Genomic DNA, 14,002 nt, shown 5'->3' with positions numbered 1-14,002 from the left:
GAATAAGAAATTTGGATTGTGAAACTATTTTTCATCTTGCCCGTATCAATGACAAAAGTGTTGGATGTATGAAAAAAAATATACTCGTTCTTCTTTTGGGCTTGCTTGCTGGTCAGCTAAAAGCCTACCAAATATCGGGTAAAGTTACCTTTGATGATCAACCATTGCCAGGAGCGGCGGTGCATATTAAAGGCACAACATACGGCGTGGCCACCAACGGAAAAGGAGAATACTTTTTGCAATTGGAAGCCGGAAACTATACGGTTTTGTGCGAATTTATTGGTATGGAATCCATCGAAAGAACCATTACCGTTTCAGGTAATATTGAATATCTAAATTTTAGCATGGTGGAGTCGCAAAATTTACTTTCCACCACAACCATTGACGCCAACTCAGAAGACCCGGCTTATGGGCTTTTACGCTCGGTAATTGCCAAAAAGGACAGTCTAAATAGAGAAGAAATGTTCAAATGCAGGTTGTATTTAAAAGTTTCACTCGAAAACGAAGACTTAAAAAAATCTGACAGCACAAACCCGGATTTAACCACACGAGAAAAGGTCAATTTTATTGAATCATACTCCGATATTTATAAAGCATACAATCGAACAAAAGAGGTAAAAAAGGCATATAGAAATTTTTCAGAAAACCAACGTATCTACGATGGCTCAAAATCAGTAGCCTTTGGTTTTTCGATGGGGGAGAAAGACCCTACTGCTGCCCGCAAAACAGAAAGTAACGATTTATTCTTTACCAGAATTTCGGAAGGAAACTTTGATTTTCTCCAAAATTTGATGCAGTTGCCCGTGTTGAGTCAAATGCCCATTACCTCTCCCATAAGCGACAATGCTTTTTCGGTTTATCGATTTAAACAAGTAGAAACGTTTTACGATGTTTCGGGTGATTTTATTGGAAAAATAAGGGTTACACCCAAAAATAAAGATGCCGCCTTATTTACTGGAGTTATTTATATATCGAAAACAACAAAAACCTTAAAATCTGTTGAACTGGAAATTAACCCAACCGCGTTGATGTATTTCAATAATTTTAGGGTTATACAAGACTACGATTTTACAAAGGATAATCAATTGATTATTACCCGACAAGAGTTTTACTACGAGAGCCACACCAGTAAAACAAAAGCCAACTACGGCCACACGTATGCCACCTATTCTGATTATGATTTTGATACAAAAATATCTGCCCGATTTATGAATGAAGGGGAGGTCGTTTTTGAGGAGGAAAGCATGGATATGAGTTCAAATTATTGGGATAGCATACGACCGATAGGTCTCAAACCTCTTGAGCAAAACTTTGTGCATACGCAGGATAGCATTGTGCAATATCACAATAGCATGGAGTATTTACTAAAAAAAGACAGCACCATAAATGATTTGAATATCTGGGATTTTTTGATTTACGGCATTGTGCATAGAAACAGTCAAAAAGGTACTCGATGGTATATTTCTCCAATTACAGGGGCATTGCTGTCGATTAATTATGTGGATGGCTGGCGACCGGAGGTTTCAGGGTCGTTTACCAAAAATTGGAAAAATGCCAAACAGATAGAATTAAGTGGTGGTATCAGCTATGGGCTTACGAATAAAACAGTAAAAGGAAGCATTGGAACCCGATATTTATACGACCCAAAAACGTTTTCGAGAGTTAGACTTTATTATGCCAACCAATATACTATGGTAAACACCAGCACCAGTATAAAGGAGTATCTTAGCCCCAGAAACTATGCCCAAAACAATGGCTACGGCATTGGCTATGAGCGGGAGTGGATAAACGGTATTTTTTCGCGTATTTATTTGGATTACAACACATTTAGTCCATACAAGGGCGAGGTTTTTGATGAATGGAAAAAGTATTTTCCAAATGTTTCAAAACCACAAGATTTTGAACCTTTTCAAGAAATGGTGCTCGACATAAATACCCGAATTACTTTTAGACAGCGGTATGAAATGTTGCCCCATGAAAAAATCATCAAAGGCTCAAAATATCCAATTGTAAATCTTCATTATGAAAAAGGGATAAAACCAATGTTAGGAAGCGATGTAAATTACGATTTTATAGAGGCTCAAAGCGGGTATAATTTTAAATTATTTAAAGTTGGACAAACTATGGCTTATGGCCAAGCAGGTAGGTTTTTGAATAACAATGCAGTGCGAATTTCTAATTTAAAATACTTTAGAGGTTCTGATAGATTCTCATTTTCAAACCCGCTAAAAACCGCTCAAACCATTGTAGATACTGGCTATAACACGTCTAAAGCCTATATTTTGATGGGTATGATGCACCATTTTAATGGTGCATTGCTCAATAAGGTTCCTATATTGAAAAAAACAAAAATTCAAACAGCAATTGGCACAAACATTCTTTATTTGGAAGAAGTGAATTTGTTGAATACCGAATTAATTGTAGGCTTGGAGCGTCCGTTTAGATTAGGGCAGCAGATGTTTCGATTTGGGGTATATTATGTAAATGGCCTAAATACCGAGACAGGAATAACTCAGAGGGTAAAATTTGGTTTCGATTTTTTAGATTTGGGAAGTTGGCTATGGAGGTATTAGGTTATTTTCAATTTACCATCTTGATATTTTACTACCACCGGATGCTCGTCAAACCGCATACAAAGTTCCGTATTATCACCAAAACCTAATCGGTCAAAACGCTTGGCATGACTGGCTTTCGACAAATAGTGCAATAGGTTCGTTTTTGAATTTTTTACCATGTCGAGGGCAATTTCAACTACATCGGAATCATAGCTAAAATGACTTTTTAACATGCTTACCAAATAGCCGGCAAAAAGGGTGTCTTCAATATTTACGGCATTTTTCCAACCAGAGCAAAATAGGAGTACATCACTATCGCACTTTTTTAAGTATTCAGCAGTGGCAGATAGATTATAAAATGAGCCCACCAATATTTCAGAGGCATCCATCGATGCATGAATACATTTGGTGCCGTTGGTGGTGGTTAGCACAACTTCTTTTCCAAGCACCATTTCTCGGGCGTATTCTGATGGTGAGTTTCCAAAATCAAAACCTTCGGCTTTTTGTCCGTTTCTTTCGCCCGCAATCAAAAAAATATCTTTATCAAATTGCAAAGCCTCATCCACCGAAACTACCGGAATAACCGAAGTTGCTCCATTATTCAGAGCCGCACAAATGGTGGATGTAGCACGCAATACATCAATCACCACCACGGTCTTATTTTTCATATCAAAAAGAGGCTGTAGTAGTGGTGATAAAATAATGTCGATGTTTCTTTGCATAGTGCAATATTGCTAAAATCAAATGGCTTTTAGTCGATTTTTCGGGCAATTATTTCGGTCATGAGCGGGCAGCACAAAAGTGTTTCTGGCGTATTTTCTAAAATTTCAATATCACGCAGCACAGCTCTCATTTCATCTTCCAACAAAAGACCGGCAGCCACTAATTTTGGAAAATAGATTTTATAAAACGAAACGGGCCATTGCCAAACCAAATCACCTGGGCGGCCTATTTTGGGCATCAGTTTGATGGAAACAATTTCAAAATTCAAATCCATCAGCATTTTTGGCAGGAGTTTTCCGGCATCTATTTCTCCGGTTTCACTTTTAAAACTTTTTAAAGCGGCAGCAATGCCTTTGGCCAAACCAGGCAATGATGGCACCATTTGGTGGGTATCCCATTGAAAATATTCATGAAAAACAAGCGTAGCTCCCAACTTCAAACTTGGTTTTAGTTTGGTCAAAACTTCCGGAATATTGTTTATCCAAGCCATTGCCCATCGGCAAAAAATGCCGTCGATACTATTTTCGGTCAGTTGAAGTTCATTGAAATCGGAATGAATCGTTTCAATATTCAACCCATACTGCTGAGCAATTTTGTCAACAAATTTTAAATATTCAGCCGACTTATCAACTGCCACAACCCTGCCCAATTTGCCAACAATAAAAGCCATTTCTTTGGTGCAAAACCCTGGGCCACAGCCCAAATCTAAAAGTGTTTGCCCCGAACGAAAGCCAGCTTTGCTATAGGCTTCTTGAACCTCTTTTGCCCATACCTGATGCTGCAAACCCAACCTGAAAAGTTCGTCGGCATCTGTTCCTAAAATGTAATCTTGATATTTCGACATACGATAATATAGAATCAAAAGTACATGCTTTTTGAGGCTTTAAATTCTCATACCCAAAAAGTTTTTAACACCCTTTAGAACAAATCGCACAAAGTTAAGTCGGCAATAAAAACTATTTTCGCCGCTTAAATTTAAAAAATGAACGAAGTATATATAGTATCTGCTGTACGAACCCCAATGGGAAGTTTTAATGGGGTTTTTAGCGATATACCTGCAACAAAATTGGGAGCCACCGCCATTAAAGGAGCCTTAGAAAAAGCCGGTATTAACCCCAATGAAGTGAACGAAGTTTTTATGGGCAATGTGTTACAGGCCGGAGAAGGGCAGGCACCTGCCAGACAGGCAGCCATTTTTGCCGGTTTGCCTTATGAAGTGGCTTGCACCACCGTAAACAAGGTATGCTCAAGTGGTATGAAGTCAGTAATGTTGGCAGCTCAAAGCATCATGTTGGGGCACAATGAATGTGTGGTAGCCGGAGGAATGGAGAACATGAGTCTTGTGCCACATTATCTTATGAACTCTCGAAAAGGATATAAATTTGGTGATGTAAAAATTATTGATGGCGTATTGCACGATGGTTTAAAAGATGTTTACAACGACTATATGATGGGTAATGCTGCGGAAAACACAGCAGCCGAGATGAACATTACCAGAGAAGAGCAAGATGAATTTGCCATAAAATCTTACAAAAAATCAGCTGATGCTTGGCAAAACGGACGTTTTAACGAAGAAATAGTTGGTGTAGAAGTGCCTCAACGAAAAGGAGATCCTCTTTTGGTTACTGAAGATGAGGAATATAAAAATGTTTTCTTTGATAAAATCCCTTCATTAAAACCTGCTTTTATTAAAGATGGAACCATTACCGCCGCCAATTCAAGCACAATGAATGATGGAGCGGCTGCATTGGTGTTGATGAGTAAATCAAAAATGGAATCGTTGGGTTTAAAGCCGTTGGCCAAAATATTAAGTTTTGCCGATGCCGGTCAGGCTCCTGAATGGTTTACAACCGCACCTTCAAAAGCATTGCCTATTGCTTTGGGCAGAGCAGGATGCAGCATAGATTCGGTTGATTTATTTGAAATAAACGAAGCATTTAGCGTGGTAAGCCTTGCCAACAACCGCATTTTGAAATTAGATGAAAGCAAAGTGAATGTAAATGGCGGAGCTATTTCTTTGGGTCATCCATTAGGGGCAAGCGGAGCCCGTATTTTGGTTACACTTATTCATGCTTTAAAACATAAGGGCGGTAAAATAGGGGCTGCCGGAATATGCAATGGCGGCGGCGGAGCCAATGCAATGGTTTTGCAAGTATAAAATACTATGAAGCACAGCTTTTGAGTTAATACATAAAAATGGCTCGAAAACGATTTATCACACTGGGTTTACTTATATGCCCTTGGTTTTTGCAATCAAAGGCCAAAGAGGTGGACACTACCTATTTCGATTCTATCCGAAATTACGAATATCAATTAGAAGGGCTGAGCCATCGCATTATCAATGGAGCCGACCAAAACGAACGGGCAACCAGTTGCTACTATTTTGTGCAAACACTCAAAAAAGCATTGGCCGTTCCGGGTAGTTTCAATTACAACTTTACACTCATCAACACGGTTTCTATTTTAAAACCTGACGATGAAAAATTCAGATTATTTACCTGGAATTTGCTTTTAGACAGTAGTAGGTTTATGTATTTTGGGGCCATCCAAATGAATAACTCCGATTCGTTGATTTTGCATGGGCTTTATGATAGTTCAGATTACATAAAAGACGTTGATTATTCTACGGTTGACTGCCGACATTGGGTAGGAGCATTGTATTATCAAATTTATCATTACAGCTACAAGAAAAAAGATTACTACCTGCTTTTTGGCTGGGATGGCGACAATGAGTTTATCAATAAAAAAATTGTAGATGTATTGGCTTTTGACGAAAGCAATACACCCTATTTTGGCTTACCCATTTTTGAAGATGAAGTAGATGACTATAAAAGTCGGATGATTTTTACGTTTGCTGAAAGGGCAACCATTCCTTGCCGTTACGATAAAGAAAAAAATCACATCGTTTTTGAAAACCTTTCTCCGCAAAACGAAATGCTTAAAGGGCGTTACCAATATTATTTGCCGGATGGAACATACAGTTATATGTCGTTTGTAAAAGGCTTTTGGCAATTGCAAAACCGCGAATTGTTTGATGATGAAGCAGAACATACCTTCGACTTACGCCCCCCCAACGGCACCGAAGGAAAAGACTATCAAAAGAAGAAAAAAGGCTTTTTTAGTTTTCTAAAACGAAAAAAGAAAGAAGCGTTTTAATTAAAACGAACGTATATATTTACTCCCCAAACTTCGACATGACCTCTTCACTAACACCTACAAAGCTGTAGCCGCCATCGTGGAAAAGGTTTTGCATCGTTACTTTTCGAGTCAAATCAGAAAATAAAGCCACACAATAGGATGCACAATCATCTGCCGTTGCATTGCCCAATGGAGACATTTTGTTGGCATAATCAATAAAGGCATTAAAACCACCAACACCCGATCCCGCAGTGGTCATGGTGGGCGATTGTGAAATGGTGTTTATTCTCACTTTTCGTTTCACACCATAATGGTAACCAAAACTTCTTGCAAACGATTCTAAAAGCGATTTGCTTTCGGCCATTTCGCCATAATCTGGGAATGTCCGTTGAGCCGCTATATAAGTAAGTGCCACTACGGAACCCCATTCGTTTATCGCATCTTTTTGATAGCAGGTTTGCAACAATCTGTGCAAGCTCATAGCACTGATATCAAAAGTTTTGTGCATAAAATCGTAGTTGGAGTCGGTGTAGGCTTTTTTCTTTCGGATATTCAAACTCATGCCCACAGAGTGAAGTATAAAATCCACTTTCCCGAATTTTGCCATAGCTGCGTCTATCAGGTTGTTCATATCTTCATCGCTGGTTACGTCACATGCAACAATATCCGAACCTGTTTTTTCGGCCAAATTGTTTATTGCTCCCATTCGCATGGCTATGGGGGCATTGGTTAAGATAAACTCCGCACCAGCCTCATGGCATTGCTCAGCCACTTTCCAAGCAATCGAATTTTCATCCAACGCACCAAATATGATTCCTTTTTTACCTGCCAAAAGTTGATTTCCCATAATGTCAAAATTTTATGGTGCAATGTTATAAAAAACTTTTAGAGCACGATAAAAATAATGCCTGATGTTTTTCGGTTCAGATATAAATCTAACCGATAAATGCCCGCTGGCAATTGATTTAGTTCGTTCAGTTTTATGCTGTTTTTCTTTGTTTGAATATCAGGTAAAATAATTTTTCCTATGACATTTTTAATCTGAATGGTTGCTGTTTCGTTTGAGTAGTTTTCGAAAAACAAAGTGCTACTTTCAGTAATAGGGTTTGGAAATAATTTTAATGCCACCGAATCAAGCGAAACCACGGTAATTTGTAAAATTTTTGATACCCCGTATTTGCCCAAGTTTATTCTAAAATAGTTTGGAACATTGTATATAAAGTCGGAGCCAACCGTGTAGGCATAACTTTCTTCTGTTGTATCGGCCCCGCAAATGCCAGGATAGATATAAATAGACCTTAGCATATTAGAATCCAAACCGTGTTCTACCTTTATGTCCTCGCACGTAAATCCCGCACTTGTACGCCAGTGAATAATTACATGTTCATTTTGTTCATTAATTCCATAATCAATTAAATAAGCATCTATTTGAGCAAAAGAATATAGACTTTTACAAATTGCCAGAACAATAATTAAAATTCGTTTCATACACCAAATGTTCCAACTTAGTCGGCCTTATCAGTCATTCCTGATAAAAATTTCGCCGCAAACATAATTAAGCAACGTATTATTGCCCCCTAAAGTTTTTGTTTTGAACAGTTCAAAGATAATATCCGAAATTTTTACACCCAACCCTGCAAAGTTTTTTGTGATGGCCGGGCCATGTGCCATTGAGGGTAAAGAAATGGCGTTTGAAATTGCCAAAAGTTTAAAAAATAGTTGCCAAAAACTTGGTATCCCATTTATTTTTAAAGGTTCTTATAGAAAGGCAAACCGCTCAAGATTAGATAGTTTTACAGGTATAGGTGATATTGAAGCATTGACAATTTTACAAAAAATAGGGGAGGAGCTTGATATACCTACTGTTACCGACATACATGAAAGTGATGAAGCCGAAATGGCTGCTAAATATGTGGATGTACTCCAAATTCCAGCCTTTTTATTTCGACAAACGGATTTGTTGGTGGCCGCAGCCAAAACCGGAAAAGTAGTGAACATAAAAAAGGGTCAATTTGCGTCATCTTCTGCCATGAAATATGCATTAGACAAGGTTTTGCAGAGTGGAAATCAGAACGTATTGCTGACAGAACGAGGCAATATGTTTGGGTATGGCGATTTAATTGTGGATTTCAGAAACATCACAGAAATGAAAAACTTTGGTAAACCGGTAGTAATGGACATTACCCATAGTTTGCAACAACCCAATGCAGGTAGTGGGGTAACTGGCGGTAAGCCAGAATTGATAGAAACCATTGCAAAAGCGGCCATTGCCGTTGGTGCAGACGGGTTGTTTGTCGAGACTCACCCTAATCCGTCTGAGGCAAAATCAGATGGAGCCAACATGCTGCCATTAAATCAATTCGAACCTTTGATGGAAAAACTGTTAAAATTAAAAGTAGCCACTTTATAGGGGTAAGTGCTTTTTATTTCAATATTTGTATTATAAAAATTTATGTTATGAGAAATTCTATTAAAATTCTAGGTTTGATTGTTATGGTCGTTTTGTCGAGTTGTTCTCGTCAATATGGGCATCTAACAGGTACGCGTTTTTTGCAAAAAAACAAAAAAGAAGCAGTGGCTTCTAACAAATCCTCGCATTATGTAAAACCAAATGTCGATGTGAAAAATGTTGAAAAACCTCAGGATGAAGTGTTGGCTGAAAAGGTTGACAAGGTTTTAGATCTTAATCAAGCAGAATCAAAAAATGTTTCGGTAAAAGAGTTGGAAAATGGTATCCAAAACGCTAAGTCAGAAGACATTGAAGTTACCAAAACATCCACTCAAACGAAAAAATCTCCCATTGCAAATGTCAAAGATTTTGGCAACAAAGTGGTGCAGAACAAGGTAAACAAAAAAGTAAATAAAATCAAATCAATTACAGAATCTAAAAAATCAAAGGGTGATTCTTCTAACCTAATTTACATAATTTTGGTTGTACTCTTAGTTCTGTTGCTAATCTATTTATTAAGAGAACTTTTAGGACCGCTGTTTGGAGTATTAATTTTGGTTGTTCTAATTATATTTATTCTGTATCTACTTGGAATGATTTAAACCTCTTATTCTGACAGAGTAAGATTGTTATTTTGACGAGTAAAGATAAAGGTTTTACCATTCTCATTCTTGTCATTTCCGATAAATGCAAATAGAGTATTGCCCGAAAGGCGATACTCTATACATTTCGGAAAGTCATGTTGCTCATTGATGCATACAAAAGAATTTTTTGAAGCCTCAACAACTTTAAATTTTGTTGGAGTTGCATTTTCTTTTGGATGAGCAATAAACACCCAACCATTCTTTTGTTTCACAAGTTCCATTATTTCGGTTATTGAACACTCTCCATTTGAAGATACTTTTTCGGTGGCTTTAAAACCATTGTCTGTTTTTTGCCAAGATTCCACCAGCACAACACTATCCTGGTCAGAAATTCTTACCCAATCTCCAATAATCCAATCACCGTTCAAGTCAGGCGATATGGTTGCTGAACAAGAAGCCAACAAAAAAAATGCTACTGAATATAAAAGTTTACTCACAGCGACATGTTAATACTACTACGTTTCAAAATTAGTATTTTATTTTAAATTTGCCTAAAAGAGAAAAGTATATGAAAAACATTTGGATTGCAGCATTTATGCTGTTTGCTTTAGGTATTCAATCATGCAAAGATGAACCAGTGGTGGATGATGGAAACAACAATACGACAGATATTAGAGACGTGATAGTGGGAGAATATACCTGTACGTATGAAGTTTTTGATGCGGTAAGCGGCGATAAAAAAGGAAGTGGTAGCATGAACTTAAAAGTTTATGCCAACTCCACAGATAAAACAATGTTCGATTTCAGAAAAGACGGTTTAACAAAATTTATGTCGGGTGCTAATCTTGTAAAGGTAAGTGACGGATATACTTTTGATATTCCCCAACAGGAAGTTGATGGATTTGGAGAGCTAAAAGGAAGACCAATTTTAAATGTTACTGGACAAACCACAAGGGTTTCAGGGTATTACACTACTGGTAATAACAACGTTACAGCTATGTGTGAATATATTAACGGTGGTGCAAGCAACAACGATTTGGTTCAGTTTGTAATGGTAAAAAAATAATTTGGTGCAACTCCTTAAGTAAATCAAGCGTCTAAAAGAATGTGAAAGCAAGAATTCGTTATTTGTGTGTGGCAGTTGCTTTAAGCTCATGGTTTTGGGCATCTGCCACCCATATAATGGGCGGAGAGTTCTATTACGAATACCTTGCAAAAGATTCATTCCGGTTTACTTTCGTTTATTACATCGACTGTGTTCATGGCAATGCCGGGGCCATTTCGGATGATAAAACGGCTTTTTTTGGCTTTTTTAATGCAAAAACAAAAGATTTAATCAAAACGGTGGAGGTAACGCGAAGCGACCCCGAGCGTGTTTCAAAATTGAACTATCTGTGCATTCAACCACCAAGCAATGCTTGTGTAGATAAATACCTTTATACATTTGAAGACAAAATTTCTATAGGGTCAGATGGTTTAGTGGTTACATTTCAGCGATGCTGTAGAAACTCCACTATCACAAACCTTATAGATCCACTTTCAACCGGTATGACCATTTTTGCAGAAATTCCCGCCGTGGTGGAAGTAAACAGTAATCCGGTTTTTAAAGACAATCCACCGAATTTTCTCTGCAACGATGCCAAATTAATCTTTGACCATTCCGCTTTCGACAAAGACGGAGATTCTTTAGTCTATGATTTATACATTCCATTTTTAGGTGCTTCCAATACTATTCCGCGGCCTACTACACCCGATGCTCCTCACTATCAAAATGTTGTTTACAAAACTGCCTATCATTTGGGAGACCTAATGGGTGGAACGGAAAAATTGAAAATTGATTCTAAAACAGGGATACTTACAGTTAAACCAGATGCAGAAGGCCAATACGTGGTTGGAATAAGGGTAAGCGAATATAGAAATGGTGTAAAAATTGGCGAAACATTGCGGGACTACCAGTTCAACGTATTGCAATGTAATTTTACGTTAGAGGCAGATTTTAAGATTCCGGAAACAATTTGCATGGATAGCATTTTATTTCTTAAAAACACCAGCCAAAACGCAAACTCATATCATTGGACAATTACCAATCCAACGCAAGGTTGTGATACTTCTGTTGAAGACAGCCCCGAAATTTCTTTTTCGCAGTCGGGAGTTTATCAAATTAAATTGGTGGCTAAAAACTTGAATTGTATTGACAGTATTACGCAAAATATTACCATAAAAAGTAGAAAAACACTGTATGCTGATTTTGATATTACCCCAGATACTATTTGCCTTGGCGACACAGCTTTTATTACCAAAATGGGAACCGAAACTCCAGACTGGTTTTGGGATGTTGGCTACGGCGAAATGCACAATTTCAATTTCAAACGTTTTGTCCCGGATGAAACGGGTGAAAGAAATATTACTCTAAAAATTGTTGACTCGGTGTATTGTCTTTCGGAAGATTCAATTACCAAGAAATTGTTTATTCAACCTATTGATACCTTTGAGTTCGATTTTGATTTTGAAGTTATTAACACGTGCGATTCAACAGGAATTTTTTTGAATAAGAAGGATGATTTCAAAGAAAATTGGAATTGGAATATTTCAGGTTTTCAAGATAATTACGAAAATTTTGGTTCTGTATTTCTTGAAAATTTAACTGCCGGAAAGATATACGATGTTTCGCTGATAGCAAAAGATTCAAGAACGGCCGGTCATTGTTTTTTTTATAAACCCAAAACAAACCAAATAAAATGGGAAATTGAAAAATTTGAATTTGAGCCAACTACGTACAATGTTTTTACACCAAATCAAGATTATTCAAATGATTGCTATTTTTTTGGAAACGACAGTTTTGAATGTGTGAAGGCCGTGATATGGATTTATAACCGATGGGGAGAATTGATGTTTACAAATGAAAAAAATGACTTTGATTGTTGGGACGGAAAATACAACGGGAAAATATGTGCCTCTGGAACCTATTTTGGCATCATCAAATACTTTAAAGGCGAAGAAGAAATTGACAACCGGAGTGTAACTATCACATTAATTGGTGATTAAAACCAAAGATTACTTTTTACGGCGTTTAATTTCATCCCTTATTTGTGCCGCCTTTGAATAATCTTCGTCCTGAAGGGCTTCGTTTAGTAAAATTTCTAAATCTGATATATCCAAACCCGAATAATCGTCACTCTCAACAATATCTTTCATAAAGTCAAAATCATCCGAATCTTCGGGTCTTCCAGGTTTTTCATCTTCGGTTTGCTGGGGTTCAATGCCCACAGCATCCAATATCTGTGGAGTGGTAAAAATTGGGCAATTAAATCGAACGGCTAATGCCACGGCATCACTGGTTCTGGCATCAATTTCTATTTCCTGATTTTCTTTAAGACACACCACTTTGGCGTAAAATACACCTTCAATTAAATTGGAAATGAATATCTGCAAAACGTCAATATCAAAGCTATCGGCCAAGTTTTTAAACAAATCGTGGGTTAGGGGTCTTTGGGGTTTTATGTCTTCCAAAACCAAGGCAATGGCTTGAGCTTCAAATGCTCCAATAACAACAGGAATACGTCTATTGCCACCCACCTCACCCAAAATCAAGGTGTATGTGGTTTGCTTGCTGGTGTGTCCAGATACTAAACCAGATATTTCCAGTTGTACCTTGTTCATTATTCAGCTTTTAGCTGTTTTGCTCTTTCAATTAGTTTTGGAAGTACCTCAAACGCATCCCCAACGATGCCATAGTCGGCAGCTTTAAAAAATGGAGCTTCAGGGTCGGTATTAATTACGCAAATAACTTTGCTACTGCTGACTCCAGCTAAATGCTGAATGGCACCTGAAATACCAACGGCAATATACAAATTCGGTTTAATAGAAATACCTGTCTGCCCAACATGTTCGTTGTGCGGTCTCCAATCCATATCAGCTACTGGTTTAGAGCAGGCAGTTGCTGCACCCAGTATGTCGGCCAATTCTTCAATCATCCCCCAATTTTCGGGGCCTTTCATTCCTCGTCCGGCAGATACTACCAACTCGGCCTCAGTTAAAGGAATCTTGCCTTGAACCTTATCAACTTTAAGTGATTTTGATTTTATGCTTGAAGTGGCATCCATATTTAGTTGGCTTACCTCGGCATTTTTGTCAAATGATTTTATTTCATAAGAGTTGGGTATAATGCTAATTACCTTTACATCTGCATGATGGCTAACGCCGGTAAAAGCTTTATTTGAAAAACACGATTTTCGAACAGCAAATCCTTGACTGGTGTCGGGCAAAGCAACCACACCCGTACTCAAAGAAGCATTCAATTTAATGGCTACTTGAGGGGCAATGCTTTTTCCGGTATATGAACCAGAGAAAATAACGACCGAGGCATTTTGTTGTTTCGCAATTTCGCTTATTACAAAACTGTAAGTTTCGGGAGTGAAAGATTCTAACCCATTTCCTGAGACACAAATAGTTTTGTCAGCCCCGTATTTTCCCAAATTTTCAGAAATGCTGCCAATGCAAATGCCACCACATTTAGTAGAAAGTTTACCGGCCAAATCAGCCCCATAGGTCAG

General features: G+C 37.8%; 14 protein-coding genes. 7 read left to right on the top strand and 7 right to left on the bottom strand.

Translation table 11 applies throughout. The features are described 5' to 3' along the window. The first annotated feature begins 68 nt into the window (after positions 1–68). Positions 69–2,573 (top strand): carboxypeptidase-like regulatory domain-containing protein, encoded by a 2,505-nt coding sequence (locus H6607_09445; GenBank protein ID MCB9262585.1) that lies wholly within the window; start codon positions 69–71, stop codon positions 2,571–2,573. On the opposite strand, the gene H6607_09440 is transcribed toward H6607_09445, so the two are convergent. Beyond that, complete coding sequence (locus H6607_09440) at positions 2,570–3,223, bottom strand: 2-phosphosulfolactate phosphatase (GenBank protein MCB9262584.1); 654 nt, start codon at positions 3,221–3,223, stop codon at positions 2,570–2,572. The two genes, H6607_09445 and H6607_09440, sit on opposite strands and share 4 nt — an antisense overlap. An 83-nt stretch (positions 3,224–3,306) precedes the next feature. Then, on the bottom strand, positions 3,307–4,122 hold the full coding sequence (locus H6607_09435) for a methyltransferase domain-containing protein (GenBank protein MCB9262583.1): 816 nt from the start codon (positions 4,120–4,122) through the stop codon (positions 3,307–3,309). Between the two features lie 138 nt (positions 4,123–4,260). On the opposite strand from H6607_09435, the gene H6607_09430 reads away from it, so the two are divergent. Beyond that, complete coding sequence (locus tag H6607_09430) at positions 4,261–5,436, top strand: thiolase family protein (protein ID MCB9262582.1); 1,176 nt, start codon at positions 4,261–4,263, stop codon at positions 5,434–5,436. A 38-nt stretch (positions 5,437–5,474) separates the two neighbouring features. After that, positions 5,475–6,434 (top strand): hypothetical protein, encoded by a 960-nt coding sequence (locus H6607_09425; protein ID MCB9262581.1) that lies wholly within the window; start codon positions 5,475–5,477, stop codon positions 6,432–6,434. A gap of 19 nt (positions 6,435–6,453) precedes the next feature. Here H6607_09425 and H6607_09420 read toward each other — a convergent pair whose 3' ends face one another. Both H6607_09420 and H6607_09415 read right to left on the bottom strand, forming a co-directional pair. After that, complete coding sequence (locus tag H6607_09420) at positions 6,454–7,263, bottom strand: SDR family oxidoreductase (protein MCB9262580.1); 810 nt, start codon at positions 7,261–7,263, stop codon at positions 6,454–6,456. 38 nt (positions 7,264–7,301) lie between these two features. Next, a complete protein-coding gene (locus H6607_09415; GenBank protein MCB9262579.1) occupies positions 7,302–7,904 on the bottom strand; it encodes a T9SS type A sorting domain-containing protein in 603 nt (200 codons plus the stop codon). 163 nt (positions 7,905–8,067) lie between these two features. Here H6607_09415 and kdsA point away from each other — a divergent pair, with 163 nt between their 5' ends. Next, a complete protein-coding gene (gene kdsA / locus H6607_09410) occupies positions 8,068–8,826 on the top strand; it encodes a 3-deoxy-8-phosphooctulonate synthase (GenBank protein ID MCB9262578.1) in 759 nt (252 codons plus the stop codon). A 47-nt stretch (positions 8,827–8,873) separates the two neighbouring features. Continuing rightward, on the top strand, positions 8,874–9,467 hold the full coding sequence (locus tag H6607_09405; protein ID MCB9262577.1) for a hypothetical protein: 594 nt from the start codon (positions 8,874–8,876) through the stop codon (positions 9,465–9,467). Between the two features lie 5 nt (positions 9,468–9,472). Here the strand turns inward: H6607_09405 and H6607_09400 are convergent, their stop codons facing one another. Next, a complete protein-coding gene (locus H6607_09400) occupies positions 9,473–9,946 on the bottom strand; it encodes a hypothetical protein (protein ID MCB9262576.1) in 474 nt (157 codons plus the stop codon). 50 nt (positions 9,947–9,996) lie between these two features. Here H6607_09400 and H6607_09395 point away from each other — a divergent pair, with 50 nt between their 5' ends. Both H6607_09395 and H6607_09390 read left to right on the top strand, forming a co-directional pair. Further along, the gene (locus H6607_09395; protein ID MCB9262575.1) at positions 9,997–10,515 is read left to right on the top strand and encodes a hypothetical protein; all 519 of its coding nucleotides are present in this window, start codon (positions 9,997–9,999) and stop codon (positions 10,513–10,515) included. A gap of 68 nt (positions 10,516–10,583) precedes the next feature. After that, positions 10,584–12,494 carry a gliding motility-associated C-terminal domain-containing protein gene (locus H6607_09390; protein MCB9262574.1) on the top strand — a complete coding sequence of 637 codons (1,911 nt, stop codon included), beginning with the start codon at positions 10,584–10,586 and terminating at the stop codon, positions 12,492–12,494. A gap of 9 nt (positions 12,495–12,503) precedes the next feature. On the opposite strand, the gene H6607_09385 is transcribed toward H6607_09390, so the two are convergent. Further along, entirely contained in the window at positions 12,504–13,109 is a 606-nt protein-coding gene (locus H6607_09385) for a bifunctional nuclease family protein (protein ID MCB9262573.1), read from the bottom strand. Continuing rightward, positions 13,109–14,002: electron transfer flavoprotein subunit alpha/FixB family protein (locus tag H6607_09380; GenBank protein MCB9262572.1), on the bottom strand; the 894-nt coding region annotated here is incomplete at its 5' end. The genes H6607_09380 and H6607_09385, both read right to left, overlap by 1 nt.

It is taken from the genome of Flavobacteriales bacterium (assembly GCA_020635395.1).
Lineage (GTDB): Bacteria > Bacteroidota > Bacteroidia > NS11-12g > UBA9320 > UBA987.
This window is presented reverse-complemented; position numbering and strand designations above follow the sequence as displayed.

Coding starts and splice junctions, on each gene's coding strand:
- H6607_09445 (MCB9262585.1), top strand. CDS start 69: ATGAAAAAAAATATACTCGTTCTTCTTTTGGGCTTGCTTGCTGGTCAG.
- H6607_09440 (MCB9262584.1), bottom strand. CDS start 3,223: ATGAAAAATAAGACCGTGGTGGTGATTGATGTATTGCGTGCTACATCC.
- H6607_09435 (MCB9262583.1), bottom strand. CDS start 4,122: ATGTCGAAATATCAAGATTACATTTTAGGAACAGATGCCGACGAACTT.
- H6607_09430 (MCB9262582.1), top strand. CDS start 4,261: ATGAACGAAGTATATATAGTATCTGCTGTACGAACCCCAATGGGAAGT.
- H6607_09425 (MCB9262581.1), top strand. CDS start 5,475: ATGGCTCGAAAACGATTTATCACACTGGGTTTACTTATATGCCCTTGG.
- H6607_09420 (MCB9262580.1), bottom strand. CDS start 7,263: ATGGGAAATCAACTTTTGGCAGGTAAAAAAGGAATCATATTTGGTGCG.
- H6607_09415 (MCB9262579.1), bottom strand. CDS start 7,904: ATGAAACGAATTTTAATTATTGTTCTGGCAATTTGTAAAAGTCTATAT.
- kdsA (MCB9262578.1), top strand. CDS start 8,068: ATGGCCGGGCCATGTGCCATTGAGGGTAAAGAAATGGCGTTTGAAATT.
- H6607_09405 (MCB9262577.1), top strand. CDS start 8,874: ATGAGAAATTCTATTAAAATTCTAGGTTTGATTGTTATGGTCGTTTTG.
- H6607_09385 (MCB9262573.1), bottom strand. CDS start 13,109: ATGAACAAGGTACAACTGGAAATATCTGGTTTAGTATCTGGACACACC.